General features: G+C 67.3%; 19 protein-coding genes. 12 read left to right on the top strand and 7 right to left on the bottom strand.

The features are described 5' to 3' along the window. Positions 1-5 precede the first annotated feature (5 nt). The 5 genes from WC729_RS11960 to WC729_RS11940 all read left to right on the top strand — a co-directional run bounded on the left by WC729_RS11960 (position 6) and on the right by WC729_RS11940 (position 5,660). A complete protein-coding gene (locus WC729_RS11960; RefSeq protein ID WP_372852915.1) occupies positions 6-785 on the top strand; it encodes an SDR family NAD(P)-dependent oxidoreductase in 780 nt (259 codons plus the stop codon). Positions 786-846: 61 nt separating this feature from the next. Further along, positions 847-2,523 carry an FAD-binding protein gene (locus tag WC729_RS11955; RefSeq protein WP_372852913.1) on the top strand — a complete coding sequence of 559 codons (1,677 nt, stop codon included), beginning with the start codon at positions 847-849 and terminating at the stop codon, positions 2,521-2,523. A 4-nt stretch (positions 2,524-2,527) separates the two neighbouring features. Beyond that, the gene (gene ribB, locus WC729_RS11950) at positions 2,528-3,661 is read left to right on the top strand and encodes a 3,4-dihydroxy-2-butanone-4-phosphate synthase (protein WP_372852911.1); all 1,134 of its coding nucleotides are present in this window, start codon (positions 2,528-2,530) and stop codon (positions 3,659-3,661) included. Continuing rightward, the gene (locus WC729_RS11945) at positions 3,658-4,752 is read left to right on the top strand and encodes an NADH:flavin oxidoreductase (RefSeq protein WP_372852909.1); all 1,095 of its coding nucleotides are present in this window, start codon (positions 3,658-3,660) and stop codon (positions 4,750-4,752) included. The genes ribB and WC729_RS11945 overlap by 4 nt, the downstream gene beginning before the upstream one ends. Further along, a complete protein-coding gene (locus WC729_RS11940) occupies positions 4,749-5,660 on the top strand; it encodes a hydroxymethylglutaryl-CoA lyase (RefSeq protein WP_372852906.1) in 912 nt (303 codons plus the stop codon). The genes WC729_RS11945 and WC729_RS11940 overlap by 4 nt, the downstream gene beginning before the upstream one ends. Positions 5,661-5,975: 315 nt before the next feature. Here the strand turns inward: WC729_RS11940 and WC729_RS11935 are convergent, their stop codons facing one another. The 4 genes from WC729_RS11935 to WC729_RS11920 are packed head-to-tail and all read right to left on the bottom strand — an operon-like array spanning position 5,976 to position 11,037. Next, positions 5,976-6,767 (bottom strand): SDR family NAD(P)-dependent oxidoreductase, encoded by a 792-nt coding sequence (locus WC729_RS11935; RefSeq protein WP_372852904.1) that lies wholly within the window; start codon positions 6,765-6,767, stop codon positions 5,976-5,978. Next, a complete protein-coding gene (locus tag WC729_RS11930) occupies positions 6,760-8,757 on the bottom strand; it encodes an FAD-dependent oxidoreductase (RefSeq protein WP_372852902.1) in 1,998 nt (665 codons plus the stop codon). Before WC729_RS11930 ends, WC729_RS11935 begins: the two co-directional genes overlap by 8 nt. 43 nt (positions 8,758-8,800) lie before the next feature. Next, complete coding sequence (locus tag WC729_RS11925) at positions 8,801-9,961, bottom strand: CaiB/BaiF CoA transferase family protein (RefSeq protein WP_372852900.1); 1,161 nt, start codon at positions 9,959-9,961, stop codon at positions 8,801-8,803. Between the two features lie 2 nt (positions 9,962-9,963). Then, entirely contained in the window at positions 9,964-11,037 is a 1,074-nt protein-coding gene (locus WC729_RS11920; RefSeq protein WP_372852898.1) for an LLM class flavin-dependent oxidoreductase, read from the bottom strand. 232 nt (positions 11,038-11,269) lie between these two features. Here WC729_RS11920 and WC729_RS11915 point away from each other — a divergent pair, with 232 nt between their 5' ends. The 5 genes from WC729_RS11915 to WC729_RS11895 are packed head-to-tail and all read left to right on the top strand — an operon-like array spanning position 11,270 to position 16,436. Continuing rightward, a complete protein-coding gene (locus tag WC729_RS11915; RefSeq protein ID WP_372852896.1) occupies positions 11,270-11,842 on the top strand; it encodes a VOC family protein in 573 nt (190 codons plus the stop codon). A gap of 59 nt (positions 11,843-11,901) precedes the next feature. Next, a complete protein-coding gene (locus WC729_RS11910) occupies positions 11,902-12,891 on the top strand; it encodes a thiamine pyrophosphate-dependent dehydrogenase E1 component subunit alpha (RefSeq protein ID WP_372852894.1) in 990 nt (329 codons plus the stop codon). After that, positions 12,888-13,862: an alpha-ketoacid dehydrogenase subunit beta gene (locus WC729_RS11905; RefSeq protein ID WP_372852892.1), complete on the top strand. Its 975-nt coding sequence runs from the start codon at positions 12,888-12,890 to the stop codon at positions 13,860-13,862. The genes WC729_RS11910 and WC729_RS11905 overlap by 4 nt, the downstream gene beginning before the upstream one ends. After that, positions 13,855-15,039 (top strand): dihydrolipoamide acetyltransferase family protein, encoded by a 1,185-nt coding sequence (locus tag WC729_RS11900; protein ID WP_372852890.1) that lies wholly within the window; start codon positions 13,855-13,857, stop codon positions 15,037-15,039. Before WC729_RS11905 ends, WC729_RS11900 begins: the two co-directional genes overlap by 8 nt. Positions 15,040-15,047: 8 nt before the next feature. Then, on the top strand, positions 15,048-16,436 hold the full coding sequence (locus tag WC729_RS11895; RefSeq protein ID WP_372852888.1) for an FAD-dependent oxidoreductase: 1,389 nt from the start codon (positions 15,048-15,050) through the stop codon (positions 16,434-16,436). Positions 16,437-16,440: 4 nt separating this feature from the next. Here WC729_RS11895 and WC729_RS11890 read toward each other — a convergent pair whose 3' ends face one another. After that, positions 16,441-17,163, bottom strand: a complete 723-nt coding sequence (locus WC729_RS11890; RefSeq protein ID WP_372852886.1) for a nitroreductase — start codon at positions 17,161-17,163, stop codon at positions 16,441-16,443. Positions 17,164-17,284: 121 nt separating this feature from the next. On the opposite strand from WC729_RS11890, the gene WC729_RS11885 reads away from it, so the two are divergent. Together WC729_RS11885 and WC729_RS11880 are read left to right on the top strand one after the other, a co-directional pair. Then, the gene (locus WC729_RS11885; RefSeq protein WP_372852884.1) at positions 17,285-18,202 is read left to right on the top strand and encodes an acyl-CoA thioesterase; all 918 of its coding nucleotides are present in this window, start codon (positions 17,285-17,287) and stop codon (positions 18,200-18,202) included. Continuing rightward, entirely contained in the window at positions 18,199-19,737 is a 1,539-nt protein-coding gene (locus WC729_RS11880) for a class I adenylate-forming enzyme family protein (protein ID WP_372852881.1), read from the top strand. The genes WC729_RS11885 and WC729_RS11880 overlap by 4 nt, the downstream gene beginning before the upstream one ends. On the opposite strand, the gene WC729_RS11875 is transcribed toward WC729_RS11880, so the two are convergent. Continuing rightward, positions 19,713-20,579 (bottom strand): alpha/beta fold hydrolase, encoded by an 867-nt coding sequence (locus WC729_RS11875; protein WP_372852878.1) that lies wholly within the window; start codon positions 20,577-20,579, stop codon positions 19,713-19,715. The genes WC729_RS11880 and WC729_RS11875 overlap by 25 nt on opposite strands. Then, positions 20,576-21,334, bottom strand: coding sequence for an enoyl-CoA hydratase-related protein (locus tag WC729_RS11870; RefSeq protein ID WP_372852875.1), 759 nt, complete (start codon positions 21,332-21,334; stop codon positions 20,576-20,578). The genes WC729_RS11875 and WC729_RS11870 overlap by 4 nt, the downstream gene beginning before the upstream one ends. Between the last annotated feature and the right edge of the window lie 5 nt (positions 21,335-21,339).

Below are 21,339 nucleotides of genomic sequence, written 5' to 3'. Positions count from 1 at the left end.
GCAACATGGAGATTTCAGGCTGCGCCGCGGTGGTGACTGGCGGTGCATCGGGGCTGGGCGAGGCAACCGCGCGCGCGCTGGCCGCCAAGGGTGCGAAGGTCGCGCTGTTCGATCTCAACTGCGAGAAGGGCGAAGCGGTGGCGGCCGATATCGGCGGGCTGTTCTGCGAAGTGGACGTCACCTCCGACGCGAGCGTCGATGCGGGCTTCGCCGCGGCGCGCGCGGCGCATGGACAGGAGCGCATCCTCGTCAACTGCGCGGGCACCGGCAATGCGATCAAGACGGCGAGCCGCTCGCGCGAGGACGGCAGCATCAGACATTATCCGCTCGATGGCTTCGACCGGATCATCCAGATCAACCTGGTCGGCACCTTTCGCTGCATCGCCAAATCGGCCGCCGGCATGTTGACGCTGGAGCCTGGCGACGACGGCGAACGCGGGGCGATCGTCAACACCGCCTCGGTCGCGGCCGAGGACGGCCAGGCGGGGCAGGCGGCCTATGCCGCGTCCAAGGGCGGCGTAGTCGGCATGACCCTGCCGATCGCACGTGACCTGATGGGCGAGGGGATCCGCGTCAACACCATCCTGCCCGGCATCTTCGATACGCCGCTGCTTGCCCAATCGCCCCAGCACGTCCGCAATGCGCTGGCTGCCTCCGTGCCCTTCCCCAAACGGCTCGGCCGGCCGGCTGAATATGCACGGCTGGCGCTGATGATGGTCGAAAATGGCTATTTCAACGGCGAGGACGTCCGCCTCGACGGGGCGATCAGGATGGCACCGCGCTGATCGGAACGGGCTTGTTATCTAACAGTGGTTGGTTTATTCTCCGGCTAACGAGGAGAGGGATATGACGCCGATCACGGTCGCAGATGCCGAAGCCGTCAGCTGGGACCGCGAGGCCGATGTCGTCGTCATCGGTTTTGGCGGCGCGGGTGCCAGCGCCGCGCTGCAAGCGCGCGAAGAAGGCGCTGAGGTCATCCTGATCGATCGCTTTGGTGGCGGCGGCACCACCACCTATAGCGGCGGCGTGATCTATGCCGGGGCCACGCGCTTCCAGCGTGAGGCGGGACTGGAAGATAGCGTCGAGAACATGCACGCCTATCTGAAGATGGAAGTGGGCGATGCGGTGCGGCCTGAAACCTTGCGCCGCTTTTGCGAGGGTAGCGCGGGCGATGTCGAGTGGCTGGTCGCACACGGCGTCGGCTATGCCTCCGATACCTATCTCGAGAAGATCACGTATCCGCCCGAGGGCAAGTACCTCTATTATTCGGGCAACGAGAAATCGCCGTCCTTTGCCGCCCAAGCGAAACCCGTGCCGCGCGGCCACCGCGCAGTCGGCCCGGGCTTTGGCGGCGCGCACTATATCGCCGCGCTGCGCAAGGCGGCGATCCGCGAGGGCATCGCGCTGATGCTCCATACCCGCGTCACCCGGCTGGTCGCCGACGCCACCGGCCGCGTGCTCGGCGTCGAGGCGGTCGCACTGCCCGCCGACAAGCATGCCGAACATCAGGCGCATTATGCCGGGGTCAGCCCCTATGTGCCGCACAACCACGCGAAGACGGAGCGCGCGGCGAAGGCGATGGCGGCGCTGGAGGCGAAGCATGGCCGCACCCTGCTGATCCGCGCGCGGGGGGGCGTGATCCTTTCCACTGGCGGCTTTGCCTATAGCCGCGATCTGGTCGGCGAGAGCGATCCGGTGCTAGGCAGGCATTACGACGTCAGCCACCGCCTCTCGACCATGGGCAATGATGGCTCTGGCGTCGCGATGGGCTTGTCGGTCGGCGGCGCGACCGGGCACATGGACTCGGTCTATATCGCGCGCAACATCGCCCCGCCCGAGGCGTTGCTCGAAGGCATATTGGTCAATCGCGACGGCGAACGGTTCGTCGCCGAGGATGCCTATGTCAGCCTGATCGGCGGCGTCCTGGCGCGCCAGCCCGAAGGCAAGGCGTGGCTGATCGTGCCGGCCAGGGCTTTCCGCACGTCGATCCGCGAGGCGCTGACCTGCGGGTGGCAGCGCTTCAAATATTTCGGCGTGCCGATGCTGATCAATTATGCCCTGGGCGGCACCCGCCGCGGCAGCAGCGTCGAGGCGCTCGCGCGAAAGGCGGGGATCGATCCGGCAGCGCTCATCTCCACGATCACCGCGCACGATGCCGATCTTGCTGCGGGACGTCCCGACAAGGTCGGCAAGACCGAGGAACTCCGCACCGCGCTTGGCAAGGGGCCTTTCTACGCGATCAACATGGCGATGGAGAACCGCCACGCCCTCACCAAGTTCATGACTCTGGGCGGCCTCACCGTCGACGAGGACAGCGGCGCCGTCACCCGCCAGGACGGCAGCGCGGTGCCGGGGCTCTATGCCGCCGGCATGTCAGCGGTCGGCCTGCACTCCAATGGCTATATCAGCGGCCTGTCGCTTGCCGACGGCGTGTTCTCGGGCCGCCGCGCCGCACGCCATGCCGCGGCAGCATCTGGTCCCAAGCCGGCCAACCGCCCGCTCGAAACCGCCGGGGGGATTTGAAGCCATGAAGAACAACGCGCTTTCCAGCATCGATGAGATCATCGACGAGGCGAAGAACGGCCGGATGTTCATCCTGGTCGACGATGAGGATCGCGAGAATGAAGGCGACCTCGTCATCCCCGCCCAGATGGCCACGCCCGAGGCGATCAACTTCATGGCGCGCGAGGGGCGGGGCCTGATCTGCCTGTCGATGCTGAAGTCGCGGATCGAGCAGCTCGGTCTCGACCTGATGAGCCGCGACAACCGCACCGCCTATGAAACCGCCTTCACTGTCTCGATCGAGGCGCGCGAGGGGGTGACCACCGGCATCTCAGCCGCGGATCGCGCCCGCACCATCGCGGTCGCCATCAACGCCGCCAACGGCCCGGACGAGATCGTCACCCCGGGTCATGTCTTCCCGCTCGTCGCCCGTGATGGTGGCGTGCTCGTCCGCGCCGGCCACACCGAGGCAGCGGTGGACATCGCGCGCCTCGCCGGTCTCACTCCGGCCGGTGTGATCTGCGAGATCATGAACGAGGACGGCACGATGGCGCGGATGGACGACCTCGTCGCTTTCGCCCAGCGCCACAATCTGAAGATCGGCACGATCCGCGATCTGATCGCCTATCGCCTGCGCCGCGACCATAATCTGCGGAAAGTTGGTGAGGCGCGGTTCCAGAGCATGTTCGGCGGCGACTGGACCGCCATCACCTTCCGCAACAAGGCGGTCGACAGCGAGATGCTCGCGTTGGTGAAGGGGCATGTCGATCCGGACAAGCCAACGCTCGTCCGTATGCATGTGGTCGACGTCTTCACGGACATGCTCGGGGTTGCCGGCGAGCGTCATGGCCTGCTCCAGAGCGCCATGGCCGAGATTGCGCGCGAAGGGGCAGGGGTGATCGTGATGATCACGCAGCAGATGCCCAACATGCTGACCCGCTTCGTTGCCCGCAAATCGGACGAGAGCCCGGCGGTGAGCGATCTCGACGCGCTGCGCGATTACGGCGTCGGTGCGCAGATATTGTCAGCGCTCGGTGTCCACGACATGACCCTGCTGACCAACTCGCCGCGCACCCTGGTTGCGTTGCAGGGCTTCGCACTCGATGTGGTAGGGCACCGCGCGATGACCAGCACGCCGCCCTCGACCTGGATCCAATGAGCGAAACCGCGCCGTCGCTCCATGCGCCGCTGAGTCTTCGCCGCGGCCCCGCCATGCGCAACCGCATGGCGCTGGCGCCGCTGACCAATCTGCAAAGCCATGACGACGGCACGATCTCCGACGACGAATTCGCCTGGCTGGTGAAGCGCGCCGCCGGTGGATTCGGCATGGTGATGACGTGCGCCGCGAGCACGCACGCGCTGGGCAAGGGCTTCCCCCGCCAGCTCGGCGTGCACGACGACGCCCATCTCGCCGGCCTCGAACGCCTTGCCACCGCGCTGCGGAAGGCGGGAGCATTGTCGTCGGTCCAGCTCCAGCATTCCGGCGGTCGCGCCCCGCGCGACCTGATCCCCGGCGATCCCGTCGGTGCGATGGACGATCCGAAACGCGGCGTCCGCGCGCTCTCGACCGGGGAAGTCGAGCGGGCGATCGAGGACTTCATCCTTGCCGGTCTGCGCGCTGAACGCGCCGGCTTCGACGGCGTCGAGGTGCACGGGGCGCATGGCTATCTGCTCTGCCAGTTCCTCGACACCCGCAACGCCCGCGCCGATCGTTATGGCGGGAGCGCGGAGAACCGCGCGCGCATGATCCTTGAGGTGATTGCCGGTCTGCGCGCCCGTACCCGGCCCGATTTCCAGATCGGCGTGCGCCTCTCGCCCGAGCGCTATGGCGTCGACCTCGGTGAGATCCGTGCGCTTGCCGCCCGGCTACTGCGCGAAGGCCAGATCGATTATCTCGACATCTCCTGCTGGGACACCTTCAAGCAACCTGAGGATTCCGCCTGGCACGGCCGCACGCTGATGGACTGGTTCACGGATCTCGATCGCCACGGCACCGCGCTCGGCGTCGCCGGCAAGCTGACGAGCGCGGCGAGCGCTCGCCAATGCCTCGTGCGCGGCGCAGATTTCGTGCTGATCGGCCGTGGCGCGATCCTGCATCATGATTTCGCCCGGCGCGCCGAGGATGCCGACTTTGCCAGCGCGGCGCTTCCCATCAGCCGCGCGCACCTTGCCGCCGAGGGGCTGGGCGGTGATTTCATCGACTATATGGCGACCTGGCCGGGCTTCGTCGCCGAGGAGGAAGCGGCATGAGCCGGACGCTGCAGATCGTCGAGGTTGCCGCGCGCGACGGTCTCCAGAATGAAAGCGTGCTCGTCTCGACCGCCGACAAGATCGCGCTGATCGAACGCATGATCGAGGCCGGGGTCCGCCGCTTCGAGGTCGGCAGCTTCGTCAACCCGAAGCGCGTGCCCCAAATGGCCGACACGCCCGAGGTGATCGCCGCACTGCCCGATCGCGCCGATGTCAGTTATATCGGCCTGTGCCTCAACCTGAAGGGTGTCGAGCGCGCGGCGCGATCCCGTGACGGCAACAAGCGCGGCGTCGACGAGGCCGGCTGCGTCACTGTCGCCAGCGACAGTTTCGGCAAGGCCAACCAGGCGCAGACCTCGGCTGAATCGGTCGCCGAGAATATCGCGATGCTGGCGCTGGCGACGCGCGCGGGGCTGGTGCCGCAGGTCACGATCGCGGTGGCGTTCGGCTGCCCGTTCGAGAAGGCGGTGCCGCCGCAGCGCGTGCTCGACATCGCCCGCCGCCTCGCCGAGGCCGGCCCGGTCGAGATCGCGGTCGCCGACACGATCGGCGTCGCCGTGCCAGGCCAGGTCCGCGACCTGATCGGCGCGTTGCGCGAGCAGCTTCCGGCGGAGATCCGCCTTCGCGCTCATTTCCATGACACCCGCGCGACTGGTGTCGCCAATGCCTGGGCGGCGTGGGAAGCGGGCGCCGACATCCTCGACGCGTCGCTTGGCGGCCTGGGCGGCTGTCCCTTTGCCCCGGGCGCCACCGGCAATGTCGCGACCGAGGATCTGGTCTATCTATTCGAGCGCTCGGGCGTGCCGACCGGCATCGACCTCGACCGGGCGATCGCTGTCAACAGATGGTTCGCCAGCGTGATGGGCAAGCCGCTCCCCTCGAGTGTCGGCAGGGCTGGAGGCTTCTGATTTTGGCTGTTTTACGACTTATAATTTTTTTCCGCTGTTATGTTGGATTTTGGGGTTGGATTTATGGCTTGCTTTCAAGCGTTTGTGTCCGCTTTCCCTGTTATCGAATAACAGCGGAATAAATGCGGAATAACAGCGGGCATTTCCGCTGTTCCCCGGGAAAACAGCGGACGTCGATCGTCCTGTTTCTTCAAGCTGAGAATGAGCGGGACGGCCGCCCAGGGCGAGCGTCGTCCGATCGCATCCTGCCATGGTCTGTCGTCGAGTTTGAATCGAACCGCGACACGCGCCGGTGGATCAATCCACCTCAAATGCCTAGCTCGCCGGAGGCAGCATCGCGCTGGAAATGCCCTGATCGGCCAGCACGAACGACCCCTGCAGCGCCTTTGCCGCATCGGAGCACAGGAACAGCGCCACCTGGGCGATATCGTCGGGCTCCATCATCGCATTGCCATAGGGGCTGATCGATCGCGCCTCGCGGCGGACCATGCCTTCCTGCTGCTCGGGCGTCAGCTCCTCGCTTTCGAAGCCGAGCATCGGCGTGCGGACCGAGCCCGGGCCGATCGAGTTGCAGCGGATGTTCGATCGCCTGAGCTCGGGCGCCAGGGTGCGCGTGAAATGGGCGATCGCCGCCTTGGTCGAGGCATAGACGGCGAATTCGTTGACGCCGAGCACCGCCGCGCCGGAGGAGATGTTGACGATCGATCCGCCGCCGCTGCGGCGCATCACGGGCAGCGCAGCCTGGATCATCGAGATCGGGCCGATCACGTTCACGCCGAACATCAGGTCGATCCTCTGTGCGCTCATCTGTTCGATCGGCCCCCAGAAGCACACGCCGGCGCTCTGGATGAGGATGTCGAGCCGGCCATGGTCGCGCTCGACGCCGTCGATCAGCGCGGCGATGGCTGCGCGGTCCGTGATGTCGCACGTCGCGGCATGCGCCTTGCCGCCCGCGGCGATGATCCGGTCGACCACCGGCTGGATCGCCGCGAGCGGCTGTTCGGAGGTGACGATCACGGTCGCGCCGTTCCTGGCGAACAGCGCGGCGGTCGCGGCGCCGATGCCGGAACTGCCACCGGTGACGATGGCGATCTTGCCGTCAAGCATGACTGGTCTCCTGGATGCGGCCGGCGAAATGCCCTTCGCGGATCGCGATCAGCAGGTCGCGCGGCGCGTTGGCATCGCCGATCAGGTGCAGCTCGTACGGCCGCGGCGCCCGCGTCCCGCCGCCGAGCGCGCGGTAGAGATCGCTCTGCGCTTCGTTGTAGGAGATGAACACCACCGTCTCCGCCGGCACCTCCCAGGTCTGCTCGCCGTCGAGATAGCCGAGCGTGCAACTGTCCGCGCCGATCGCGACCAGTCGGCCGCCCACCACCAGCGTGAAATCGCCCTGGCGCAGCCGGCGCAGCGCCGGGCTGGAGCGGACGATCACTTCGATCTGCGGCGCGAACGAACTGTGCCGCGCGACGAAGGTCACCTTCACGCCGTTGACGATCAGCTGCTCGGCCGCGGCGATGCCTTCATAATGGCCGACATCGTCGAACACGACCGCCGACTTGCCGAGCTTGTCGGGCGGGAGGAACAGCAATTCGTGCGAGCTCAGCACATGCCGCTGGCCGAAGCCCGGCACCGGTGCTTCGGGCCGTGCGGCCTGCAGTCCGTCCATGCGCGGCAGCGATCCGGTTGCGACGATCACCACGTTGGGCTGTTCGGCCAGCACGTCCTCGGCCTCGGCATAGGTCGACAGCCGCACATCGACACCGAGATGATAAAGCTCCTGTTCCTGCCAGTAGGTGATGTCGCCGATCGTCGCGGACTTGGGCGCGCGCCTGGCGATGTTGATCGTGCCGCCCAGCGAAGGCTGCGCCTCGATCAGCACCACCTTGTGCCCGCACATCGCCGCCAGCCGCGCCGCCTCCATGCCGGCCGGGCCGCCACCGACGATCACCACCTTTTTCGGGTTGGCGACCGGCACGATCAGATCTTCGGACAAGGTGCGCTCATAGCCGACCACCGGATTGACGGTGCAGCCCATGCGCTGCTGCGCGGTGCGGATGCCGCCGACACAGCCCTGGTTACAGGCGATGCAGGGCCGCACCCGCTCGGCATTGCCGGCCAGCGTCTTGGCGACGAGGTCGGGCTCCGCGATCATCGGCCGTACGAAGCTGACCATGTCGCCCAGGCCTTCCTTGATCGCCTGGTTGCCTTCTTCAAGCGTGCGGTAACGGCCGGCGATCATCGTCGGCACATCGGCGCGTTTCGCGATCGGCTCGGCCGAGCTGAGCATATAGCCCGCCGGCTGGTCCATGCAGCCGAGCATGGTCGAGATGCTGTAGGGGCTGCCCATCGACGCGCTGACATAATCGACCATCTTGCCGGCGCAGAGCCGCGCGACGACCTCGCCGGCCTCTTCGGGGGTCAGCCCGCCGGGCGCGTTGTAGTCGGACAGGCGGATGCCGACAGGATAGTCCCAGCCGAGCCGGTCGCGCACCGCCTGCACGATGTCGCGCCCGAAGCGCATCCGGTTGTCGAGACTGCCGCCATAATCGTCGTCACGGCGGTTGGTCAGCGGGCAGAGGAACTGGTGGATCAGATAGCCATGGCCGAAATGGAGCTCGACGCCGTCGAGCCCGCTCTTCTGCACGCGCACCGCGGCATCGACATAGGCCTGGCTGATCTCGTCGATCTGGTCCTGCGTCATCGCGAACGGCGTGTTGACCAGGCCGAGCGGGCAGGGGACGTTGGAGGGAGAGATCGGCGCCTGGCCCGTCGCCGGCGCCCAGCGATGGCCGCCGTGCCACAGCTGTACGAAGGTCCGCATGCCATAGTGTGCGCCCGATTTGGCGAGCGCGGCAAAGCCTGGAATGATCGAATCGTCGACCGCGTCGACCGTATGGTTGGCGGACGAACGATGGATCACCGTCGCTTCGAGGATGTTGAGTCCGACCCCGGATTTCGCCCGCGCCTCGTGATAGGCGATCAACTCGTCGCTGATCACGCCGCGGCCATAGCTGGTGCCGTGGCTGGCGCGGACGATGCGGTTCTTCACCTCCAGCCCGTTGATCGTGATGGGACTCAGGATGTGATCGAGCGACACGGTGCACCTCTCCAACGCGCCGGCCGTTGCGGCCTGGCGCAACCTATAGCGACCAGACCACCTTGTCGGCGATCAGCCCGTCGATCTCCGCCGCCTCAAACCCCGCCTCGGCCAGGATCTCGGTTGCCGGTCGCGCGGTGCGCGGGTTGATCGCGGTGACGAGATCGGGATGGCCCGACAGGCGCGGCGCCGGCGCGGCAGTGAGTACGCCCCCGTCATCCACCGTCACCGTCGCCCGTGCGGCATTGTGCGGATCGTGGGCAAGCTCGTCCACCGTCAGCACCGGCGCGCCGCAGGAATCGATCGCCGCGAACAGCGGAGTCCACTCGGCCTGAGATTTTGTCCGGAACGCTGCCGCCACCCGCTCGCGCAGCGCCGGCCATGACGACCGGTCCATCTGCGCTTGTGCCGTGGCATCGACATCGGTCAGCCCCAGGATGGCAAGCATCGCCGCATAGAATTTCTGCTCGATGGCGCCGACCGAGAACCATTTGTCGTCGGCACAGCGATAGACGCCGTAGAAAGGCGCCTTGCCGATGAGCATCGAATGGGCCGGGTCGCCGTCCCACAACCCCAGTTCCAGCTCGCCGAACATCGCGCCGAGCATATAGGAAGCGCCGTCGACGATCGCGGCGTCGACCACCTGGCCCTGGCCGGTGCGCTGCCGTTCGACCAGCGCCATCAGCACGCCGATCATCAAGGTGTAGGAGCCGTTGGCGAGATCGCCGAGCAGGCCGGGCGGCGCGGTCGGCTTGTCCTCGCCGGTCACGTTGAGTGCGCCGGAAATGGCCAGATAATTGATGTCGTGCCCCGCGCGCGTCGCATAGGGGCCGCTTTGCCCCCAGCCGGTCAGCCTGGCGTAGATCAGACCAGGATTGGCCGCGATCAACGCATCGGGCCCAAGGCCGAGCCGCTCCATCACACCGGGGCGGAAACCCTCGACCAGGATATCGACCGACCGGGCCAGCCGCCGCGCGGTTTCCTGCCCGCCGGGCGAGCGCAGATCGAGCCCGATCGCATCCTTGCCGCGCGACATCGCGACGGCGGGGTCGAAGGGCATCGGATCGGGACGCCGGACGCTCAGCACGCTGGCGCCGAAATCGGCGAGCATCATCGTCGCAAAGGGCGCGGGGCCGAGTCCGCTCAGATCGAGGACGCGCAGCCCGGAAAGCGGGCCGCGGCCGGCCTGGCTGGCCTGCGCCACGGTCAGGCGTTCGCGGCCAGTGCCGGGCGCGGCTGTGCGCCGAGTTGCGGCACGACCTCATTTCCCAATATCTCGACCATCTCGACATATTCTTCGCGCGGCACGCCGCCCATGTCCATCTTGATCAGGTTGACGTCGGCGCCGACCAGATTGCTGAGTTCGATCAGCCGGTCGGCGAACTTCGCCGGCCCGCCGACGATCGCCGGGCCCTGAGTCGACAGGAACTCGTAATCGAAGGTCGAGGTGAGATAGGCGGGCGGGTTGTCGTTCACGCTCTTGATCATCGCCTGGTTGAAGGCGTGATACCCCGCGTAACGCGGTTCGTAGCGCTCGCGGGCGATGGCATCGGTCTTGCCGACCCAGCCATGCCAGCACGCGCCGACGCGTGCGGCGTGCTTGTGGCCCGCTTCGGCGAACGCCTCGCGATAGATATCGGCGACCGCGACGAACTTGTCGGGCTTACCGAAGGCGCTGGGCAGCATCAGGTTGAGGCCGAGTCTGCCGGCGAGCTTCGCCGTCGTCGGCGAGCTGCCGCCGCCGACCCAGAAGGGGGGGCGTTCGCGCTGAATCGGGGTCGGCTCGAGATGCTGGCCAGTGATCGGCGGGCGGAACTGCCCCTGCCAATGGACCGGCTCGCCCGACCATAACAGGCAGGCCAGCTCCATCGCCTCGGCAAAGCGGGCGGGCGAATCGGCGGCCGACTGGCCGAACAGGTCATAGGTCTTCTCGAAGAAGTTGCCGCGCCCGGTGACCAGCTCCAGCCGACCGTTCGAGATCACGTCGACGGTGGCATAATCCTCCACCATCCGCAGCGGATCGAGATTGGCGGCGAGCGCCACAGAGGTGCCGAGGCGCAGCCGGGTGGTGCGCTCGGCGATCGCCGCCAGCACCACGGCGGGCGACGAGAAGGTGTAGTTGATGCCGTGATGCTCGCCGACATAATAGCCCTGGATGCCGGTCCGGTCGGCGACCTCGGCCGCGTCCAGCGTCATCCCATAGCGCTCGCTCGCGGAGAACCGGCGCCCCGTCACGGGATCGTCCATGATGTCGCCCAACGACATAAGTGCGAGTTCCATGCATCCCTCCCGTATCGACGTTTGAACTTCTCTTACAGTGTATGTTTCGAATCGCAATAGGCTTTCGTAATCAGTGATTGGCCAGCGCCTGAAAGGGTGTGCTGCAGCGGCCGCTCACACCTGTAGAAGAGCCTTCACAAAGCTGTTGCCCGTCAATTCTGTCGATGTTAGGTTATGACTCGGAACGGTGCCGCGCTTCAGGCGGTCGGCGGAGCAACGAGAGGATATCGGGATGGGCGTTCACCACTTTGCGATCGCGGCGAAGGACTTCGACACCTCGCATCATTTCTACACCGAGGTGATGGGCTTTCCGCTTGTCGCGGGCGTGAAGCGCCAGGCGCCGGGCGGCGGCTGGACCAAGCACATGTTCTACGACATCGGCGACGGCCAGACGATGGCGCTGTGGGATTTGCGCGGGATCGAGGGCATTCAGCTCAACCCCGACGAATGGCGCGGCGCGATCTCGACCGGCCTCGGCCTGCCGCGCTGGGTCAATCACTTCGCCTTCAACTGCAAGGGCGGCGAAGAGGAGCTCCAGCAGCGCAAGAAGAACTGGCTCGACAATGGCTATCATGTGTCGATGACCGATCACGAGTTCATCCGGTCGATCTACACCTTCGATCCGGACGGCAATCTCGTCGAATGGACCTATGACACGCGGCCGATCGACGCGAGCGACACCCAATATGCGGAAGAGATCCTGGTGGACAATTCGCCGGCGACCGAGCCCGATTACGAGGGGCCGTTCGAACGTTCCACCGTGCCGAAATATCGCGCCACGCCGACGCCGATGCCGGTCGGCTGAACCTTCTAAGCCCCTCCCCTGAAGGGGAGGGGCTTTGAGTCGCGGCATGGGGAGCACGCGTGAGCATTCAGATTGAAACCCCGCCCCATGGCCGCAACGAGGGCGGCCCGGCGCTGATCGAGCTGTATCGGAGCATGGTGCTGATCCGCGAGGCGGAGAAGAGCTGCGGCGCATTGTTCGCCGCGGGCGAGATTCCCGGCTTCATTCATCTGAGCGACGGGCAGGAGGGCATCAGCGTCGGCGTGATGGCCTCGCTGCGACCCGACGATACGATCGCCTCGACGCATCGCGGGCACGGTCATGCCCTGGCCAAGGGGCTCGGCCTCGACGGCTTCTTCCGCGAACTGATGGGCAAGGCGGATGGCGCCTGCAAGGGACGCGGCGGATCGATGCATGTCGCGGACCTGTCGGTCGGCATGCTCGGCGCCAACGGCATCGTCGGCGGCGGGATCGCCATCGCGCTTGGGTCGGGTCTCGCCCAGAAGCTGCGCGGCGGCGACGGGCTGGCGGCGTCCTTTTTCGGCGATGGCGCACTGGCCGAGGGCATCATCCACGAATGCCTGAATATCGCCCAGCTCAAAACCATTCCGATCCTGTTCGTGTGCGAGAATAACGGCTGGTCGGAATTCAGCCCGACCTCGACCCAGGTGACCTTCACGCTGGAGAAGCTCGCGGCGGCGTATACCATCCCCTATTTCGGGATCGACGGATCGGATGTGGAGAAGGTCGCCGCGCTGGCCGCCGATCTCGTCGCGCGGATCAGGCGCGAGCGTGGGCCGATCGTCCTGGAATGCTCCACGACGCGCATCAGGGGCCATTATGAGGGCGATTCCCAGCGTTATCGCAACGACCCTGCGCCGCCGGTCGATCCGCTGAGCATCACGCGCGCGGCGCTCGAGGAGCGCGGTGTCGCCATCGCGGAACTCGAGGGGCTGGAGGGAGGCATCCGTGCCAGGGTCCAGCAGGCAGTCGAGGCAGCCCGGCTGAGCACCGAAGAGTCGCTGAGCGCCGCACAGGCCGAAGTCTATGCGGCGGGGGCGGCGCGATGAGCGAGGCCCGTTTCGCCCATGCGATCAACCGCTCGCTCGATGACGCCATGGCGCGCGATCCCCGGGTGCTGCTGCTCGGCGAGGATATCGCCAATGCCGGCGGCACCTTCGCGGTGACGCGCGGGCTGCTCGACAAATATGGTGCCGACCGGGTGATCGACATGCCGATTGCCGAGAATGCCATTGCCGGCATGGCCGTCGGTCTCGCGCTGGGCGGGTATCGTCCGGTGATCGAGATCATGTTCATGGACTTCATGACCTTGACGATGGACGCCGTCGTCAACCAGGCGGCCAAGCTCCATTTCATGTTCGGCGGGCAGGGTGCGGTGCCGATGGTGGTGCGCACCCAGCATGGCGGCGGGCTCAACGCCGGGCCGCAGCATTCGCAGTGCCTGGAGGTGTGGTTCGCGCATGTCCCGGGGCTGAAAGTGGTGGTGCCGGCGACACTGGATGACGCCTATGCGCTGCTGCAGAGCGCCATCGACGATCCCAATCCGGTGATCTTCGTCGAGAACAAGGCGCTCTATCCGATGAAGGGCGACCTGTCCGACGCGCCAGCGCCAGTGCCGCTCGGCAAGGCACGGATCGCGCGGGCCGGCAGCGACGTGACGATCGTCAGCTATGGCGCGATGGTGCACAAGGCGCTGGCCGCGGCGGAGACGCTCGCGGGCGAGGGGATCGATGCCGAGGTGATCGACCTGCGCACCGTGCAACCCTGGGACGAGGCCGCGGTGCTGGAGTCGCTCTCGCGCACGCACCGGCTGGTCGTCGCGCACGAAGCGGTCGAGGCGTTCGGCGTGGGCGCGGAGATCGCCGCGCGAATGGCGCAGGTGGGGTTCGACGAGCTCGACGGGCCGATCGTGCGGGTCGGCGGCGCCTTCATGCCGGTGCCGTTCGGGCGCACGCTCGAGGTGGAATATATGCCGGGCGCGGCGCAGATCGTCGATGCGGCGCGGGCGACCTATGACTGAGGATGCGCCCGCCGCGATCGTCATGCCCAAGCTCGGCCTGACCATGTCCGAGGGGTTGATCGCCGAGTGGCTGGTCGCGCCGGGCGATGAGGTCGCCGCGGGTCAGGTCCTGTTCGTGGTCGAGACCGACAAGATCAGCAACGAGATCGAGGCACCAGCACCGGGCCGGATCGTCTCGTTGCTGGTCGAGGCCGGCGATACGGTCGATGTCGGCACGCCTCTGGCGATGTGGACCGGGCCGGGCATCGTCGGCGCGCCGCCGGTTGTCCCGGCTGAGGCGGCGGCCATATCGCCGCAGCCGGACATGGACGCATTGGTCGCAACCTCATCCACCGGCGCTCAGCGAATCCGATCCACACCCTTTGCCCGGCGGTTGGCGAAGCTCGGCGGGATCGAGATTGCGCAGATCGCGGGGACAGGTGCGCGTGGCCGCATCCAGGCGCGCGATGTCCAGGCGGCGATCGACGCGCGCCACGCGAAGCCCGCCCGGTCGACGTCCGCAACGGGCCGCGACCTTCGTCCGCTGATTGCGGCGCGCGTGTCGCGCAGCAAGGCGGAAATCCCGCATTTCTACGTGACCGCCGATGTGCGATTCGATGCGCTGAACGCGCTGCGCGGCGATCTCAACACCGATCCGCAGGCACCGCGCAAGTTGAGCGTAACCGCTTTCCTGGCGATCGCTGTCGCCCGCGCGCTCGTGCTGGTGCCCGAGGCGAATGTCGTGTGGCGCGGCAACCGCGCCGAGCCCTTGTCGCGGATCGCGATCGGGATCGCGGTCGATACGCCGGGCGGGGTGATGGCGCCGGTGGTGCCGGCGACGGGCGGCATTTACACGTTCGCCGATGCGCTAGACGGCGCGATCGAGCGGGCGCGGCAGGGACGGATCGGCGCGGCCGATGCGGGCGAGGCGGCGATCGGTATCTCCAATGTCGGCATGTTCGCGGTGCGCTCGCTCACCCCGATCATCGATCCCGACCAGAGCTTCATGCTCGGCGTCGGCGCGCCGCAGGCGGTGTTCCGGCCGGGCCCAGATGGCGCTCCACTGGCAGTGCAGGAAGTGACTCTCAGCCTCGCCTGCGATCACCGCACGATCGATGGGGCAGGGGCCGCGCGCTTTCTCGCGACGATCGTCGACCTGCTCGAACATCCGGGCCGGCTGCTGGTACCGCAGGCATAGGATAGCCCATGCGTGACTGCGATGTCCTGATCGTTGGTGGCGGCGGCGCGGGCATGGCCGCGGCGATCGAGGCGGCGGACAGCGGCGCGTCGGTGACCGTGCTCGAGGCGGGCAAGCGCGCGGGCGGGTCGACGGCGCTGTCGGGCGGGGTGTTCTATGCCGCCGGCACCAGCGTGCAGCGAGCCGCCGGCGTCGCCGACGATGTCGAGCGGATGTATTGCTATTACATGACTTTCAACCGCTGGAACCTGGAGCCCTGGTTGATCCGGCGCTTCTGCGAGGAATCCGCGCCGACGCTCGAATGGCTGCTCGGGCTCGGTGTCGAGATGCCGGTCGAGGGGCTCTATATCTCCGGCGTCGAAGACGTGCCGCGCGGGCATCACACCCGCGGCTCAGGCGCCGCGCTGTTCGAGCATCTGCACGGCGCGGCCGTGGCGCGAGGCGCGGCGATCCATTGCAACGTCCGGGTCGACTCGCTGCTGGTCGAAGATGGCCGCATCGTCGGCATCGTCGCGCAGGGCGCGAAGATGCGTGCCGGCGCGGTGGTGCTGGCGACGGGCGGATATGGCGCCAATCGCGACCTGCTCGCGGCGTTCAACCCGGATATCGCCGGGCAGGATGTGCGCTGGTCCTTCTATTTCGGATCGGAGACGAGCCAGGGGGACGGCATCCGTATGGCGCGCGACCTCGGGGCGGCGGTGGTTGGAGAGGGCCGGCTGCTGGTCAACGCGTCGCCGGGTTTTTCGCGCGACGTCGCCGATTTCCATCCGCCCTGGCTGGTGTTCGTCAATCGCCACGGCCAGCGCTTCATGGACGAAACCTGGCCCTATTGCATCGCCGGCCACCGGATCGAACAACAGCCCGACCGGCTATGCTTCGCGATTTTCGACGAACCGACGCGCGCCGCTTCGCCCTCGCGGCACCCTTTCGCCGACAAGCTGGGGGTAGGCGATTTCGCTTATTCCGGCGACCGGCTCGCCGAGGAAGCGGCGAAGGGCAGAGTGCTGGTGGCGGAGACGTTGGAGGGACTGGCGGCAAAGGCAGGGGTCGATCCGGTCGGGCTGGCCGGGGCAGTCGCGCGCTACAATGAGGATGTGCGGGCCGGGGGTGATCACCAGTTCTTCAAACACGGTACGCTGACGACGATCGAGACCGCACCTTTCTATGCCGCCGAGGTGCATGCGGCGAGTTTCGGCGCGACCTCGGCCGGGTTGCGGATCGATCCCGATGCGCGGGTGCTCGGGGCGGACGCGCGGCCGATTGCGGGGCTGTACGCAGCCGGGGAGACGGCGGGTGGCGTGCTCGGGGAGCGTTACGTCGGAGGCGGAAATTATATCAGCAATGCACTGATCTTCGGGCGGATCGCCGGACGCGGCGCGGCGCGGTTCGCAGGATGAAGGTTCACGTCTCGAACGTGACCACCTGATCCAGCCCGACACGCGTCGTGCGGAAGCCGTTGGCGGGATGCTCCGGATCGGCATAACCGAAGGAAATGCCGCAGACGATCTTGCGGTGCGCCGGGATGTCGAAATGGGCACGAATGAAATCGGACACGCCGGCCAGCGCCGCCTGGGCGATGGTGGCGATGCCGAGGCTCTGCGCGGCGAGCATGACATTGGCGACATAGGCGCCGCAGTCGATCGCGCCGTAGATTCCGAGATCCTCTTCGGTGGTGATGATCATCACATGGGGGGCGCCGAACAGGCGGAAATTCTCGAGCATCTGCTTGCCCGATCCGACGCGGTCGCCATGCGTGACGCCGACGCTGTTGTAGAGCGCCCAGCCCGTCTCGCGCTGGCGTTCCTTGTAGATGCCGACATAGCGCGCGGGAAAGGCGAAGTCGGGCTGTTCGGGCCGAGTCTTCTGGTCCTCCCAGCGATTGCCCGTCGCGTGCGCGAAGAGCGCGTCGCGGAAGCGTTCGGTCGCTTCCCCCTCGGTCACGATCGCCTGCCAGGGCTGGGAATTGCACCAGGAAGCGGTGCCCTGGGCGATCCGCAGCATCGTCTCGATCGTCGCGTGCGCAACGGGGGTCGGCAGATACCCACGGCAACTGTGTCGAGCCGCGACCAGCCGGGCCAGTATCTCGGCATCGGCCGGCAATCGGGTGTCGGTAGCAGCGTCCATCATATCCTCCCCTGGAATGTTGCCCGAATATCGTGCCCGGCCCGGCTTGGCTACCTTACATCGTTTGATTATTGAATCCGGCAATGATAGCGTTTCGCGAAAGAATGCCGGAGGGGATGGTTTGACCGAGATCACGCAGGAGCTTCGCGACCGCGCAGCCGAGGATCGCGTGGCGATGCTGCGCCGCCTGATCGCGCGCATGGGGCGGATCGCAGGCGCGGGCGAGGACCGCTTCGTGATCGAGCCGGCCGCGGGCGCGTTCGACCGGGTCTATGGCGGGCAAAGTCTCGCCGAAGCGCTGATGGCCGCTGCGCGGACCGTCGAACCCGAGCGGCAGGTCAATTCGGCGCATTGCTATTTCCTGCGGCTCGGCGATCCGGCGCGGCCGGTCACCTATGTCGTCGATCGGCTGCGCGACACACGGTCCTTCTCCGTCCGTCAGGTGCGCGCCGAGCAGGACGGACAGGCGATCATCACCGCCACCTTCTCCTTCGCGACACCGGGGTCGGGGATCAGCCATCAATGGCCGATGCCCGAGGCGCCGGCGCCGGAGACGGTGCTGCCGCGCGACGTCGAGCTGATCGCGCTGCACGACGGCGACTTGCCGAAAAATGCCGGGGTGCCCTGGCCGATCGATCTGCGCCATGTCGATCGCCGGCCGTGGGACAAGGTCCTTGGCGATGGCCGCCACCGCGTGTGGATGCGCGTCGACGAGGAGTTGCCCGACGACCCGCTGCTCCATGCCTGTGTGCTGCTCTACGCCAGCGACCTGACCATGGCCGATGCCGTGACGGTGCAGCATCCGATCGTGTGGGAAGACCTGATCGCGGCGCGGGGAATGTTCGGCGCCTCGCTCGACCACGCCTTCTGGCTGCATATGCCGGTGCGGGTCGACCGCTGGCTGCTCCATGTCCAGGAATCGTCGCGCGCGGCGGACGGGCGCGGCTTCACCACCGGGCGCTTCTTCGATCAGGCGGGCAATCTGATCGCCTCGGTCGCGCAGGAAATCTTCATCAAAAAAAGCGGAGCGCGCGCATGAAACCCTGGGTGCATGACTGGGTGGCCTATCACGCGGCGCGCCAGCCCGAGGCGCCGGCGCTGACCAGCGTCGAGCGCGGCGTGACCCAGAGCTGGGGCGATCTCGACCGGCGCGTGGGAAGGCTGGCCTGGCTGCTGCGGCATCGCTTCGGCCTGGCGCCGCGCGACCGGGTGGCGATGATCGCCGAGAACGATATCCGTATCTTCGAGCTGCAATTCGCCTGCATGCGCGCCGGGCTGATCCTGGTGCCGATGAGCTGGCGGCTGGCGGTGGCCGAGATGGTGACTCTGGCGAAGGATGCCGAGCCGAAGATCATCTTCCAGGACGAGACCTGGCGGACCACCGGCGATGCCGTCGCCGACGCAGTGGGCATCGTGCCACGCGTGCTGTGGTCCGACGATCTTGCTGCGAGCGGGTATGACGCGATGATCGAGGCGGCGACCGAGACATTGCCTGTCACCGCGCATGACGAGGACGAGATCACGCACGTCCTCTACACCTCGGGCACGACCGGCCTGCCCAAGGGGGCATTGTGCAGCTGGGGGACACTGAAGCATCACGCGCTCAACAAGGCGCAGGTGTCGCGCATGGCCGAGCGCGGCGGGCATCATCTCAACATCGTGCCGCTGTTCCATGCCGGTGCGCTCAACACCATGTCCAACCCGATGCTCTATTGGGGCGGGCATGTGACGACGACGCGGCGCTTCGACCCGGCCGTCACCTTGCGGCTGCTGACCGACCCCGAAGTGGGCATCACCCATTTGTGCGGCGTGCTGCAGATGTACGAGATGATCACTGCCTTGCCGCAGTTCGACGCGGCGGAGTTCCCGGCGTTGCGCACAGGCCTGTTCGGCGGCTGGGGGCCGAAGACGGTGTGGGTGCACCAGAAATGGCAGGATCGCGGCTTCTTCCTGCAGCTCTCCTATGGCTCGACCGAGCAGGGTCCGAACGTCTCGGTGTTGAGTGGCGGGCGCGAACTGGCGCTGAAGAATTGTTCGGGATTCGTGATGCCGGGCACCGAGCTGCGGCTGGTCGATGCCGACGGGAACGACGTGGCGCAGGGCGAGGTGGGCGAAATCTGGACGCGCGGGCCGGCGATCACGCCGGGCTATTGGAACCGCCCGCGCGAGGATTATTTCACCGGCGACTGGTTCCGCACTGGCGATTGCGGGCGGCAGGACGAGGCGGGGCGGCTCTACATCGTCGACCGGCTGCGCGAGGTGTACCGGTCGGGCGGCGAGAATATCTATCCGGCCGAGGTCGAGCTGGCGCTGTCCGGCGCGCCGGGCGTGAAGGAAGTGGCCGTGATCGCGGTGCCCGACGATCGCTGGGGGGAGGTGGGCATGGCGATCGTCGAGCCGATGCCGGGCGCCGTGGTGACGCTCGACGGGTTGCTCGCGCATGCCGCCGACCGCATCGCGCGGTTCAAGCAGCCCCGGCATTTCGCCCTGATCGACGAGATGCCGCGCAACGCGACACTGAAGATCGACCGGGCGGCCTTGAAGAAGACCTATGGGGCGGCGCCCGCGGTCTGAGATGACATTGCGGTCCGCTTCAGGAACGCGCTGATCGCCTCGCCAAAGGCATCGTTGCGGTCGCCCGCGACCATGTGCCCGGCGCGCGAGACCGCCACCAGTTCGGCCTGAGGCGCCTGGCGGCGGAATTCCTCGATCGCGTCGGCATCGACCACGTCGCTCTGGGCGCCGGAGACCAGCATCAGCGGCAGTGACGCAGGCAGGCCGGCGAGCCTCTCGCTCAGCAGCTCGGTCAGCTCGGGGCCGGGGGCCTCGCCGACCACTGCCGGGTCCCAGTGCCAGCGCAGCCGGCCGTCAGGTCCCTGGCGCAGCGAGCGCATCAGGCCGTCAGGCGTCTTCGAGGGGGGCCGGTTGGGGTTATAGGCCCGGACCGCCGCCGCGGCTTCCTCAAGCGCGGCAAAGCCTTCGGGATGGGCCTGCATGAAAGCGCGGATTCGCTCGACCCCGCCCGACGCAAAGCGCGGCACGATGTCGACCAGCACCAGTGCGCGGACAAGATCGGGCACGGAGGGGGTGGCAAGCAGGCCGCTGATCCCGCCCATCGACGCGCCGACCAGCGCCGCCGGGCGGCCCAGCGCGCGCAATACCGCCACCAGGTCCCGGGCGTGTGCGGGCATGGAATAATCCTTGTCCGGTGCCCAACCGCTGTCGCCATGCCCGCGTGCGTCATAGGTGCCGACCGCGAAGCCGTCCTCGACGAGCCGTCGCGCCGTGCCCGCCCAGGCATGGCGGCTCTGACCGCCGCCGTGGAGGAGCATCACCAGGGGCGCCGTTGCCGGTCCTTGCACCTCGCCGCGGAGGGGGATGTTCTCGTCGGTGACGACATGGATCGGCGTGCTCAAGCCGGCTGGCCTTTCCGCGCGGCAAAGGCGGCGAACGCGGCGGCCGCCTCGGGCGTTGCGAGCTGCCGGATGAAGGCGTCGCGATCCGCGGTCAGTGCTGCCTCGATCGCCCCTGCATCGCGCATCAGCTCTTTGGTGGCGATGACCGCCGACAGGGGCTTGGCGGCCAGCGCGCGTGCCGCCGCCGATGCAGCCGCTGCGACTTCCTCCGCCGGCAGCGCCTTGTTGGCGATGCCGAGCGTCGCGGCCTCGACACCGCTCAGCTTCTCGCCGAGCGCGAACAGCGCGAACGAGCGGACATGGCCGATCCGCGCCGGGATCAGCAGCGCCGAGGCGGCTTCGGGGACGAGGCCGAGATCGATGAACGGCGTGCTGAGCTGCGCGTCCGCGGCGACATAGACGAGATCGCAGTGGAGCAGCATCGTCACCCCGATGCCGATCGCCCGCCCGGTGACGGCGGCGACGATCGGTTTGGGGCAGGTGCTGAGCGCGCGAAGGAACGGCCCGACATTCGACTTGGCGATGTCGGATTCGCCGGACGCGGAAGCCGCGAACATCGAGATGTCGTTGCCGGCGCAGAAATCGGCGCCTTCGCCACGGATTAGTATCGCCCCGATGGCCGGATCGTCCGCCGCGCCGGTCAACGCGGCGGCGATGTCACCGTACATCGCATCGGTGATCGCGTTCTTCTTGGCCGCACGGTCGAGGATGATCGTCATCACCCGATCGGCAATCTCGATCCGGATGTCGCCCATCGCCC

Source organism: Sphingomonas sp., from assembly GCF_041661825.1.
Classification (GTDB): domain Bacteria; phylum Pseudomonadota; class Alphaproteobacteria; order Sphingomonadales; family Sphingomonadaceae; genus Sphingomonas.
The sequence above is the reverse complement of the archived record's forward strand: the minus strand, read 5'-3'. Positions and strand labels throughout refer to the sequence as shown.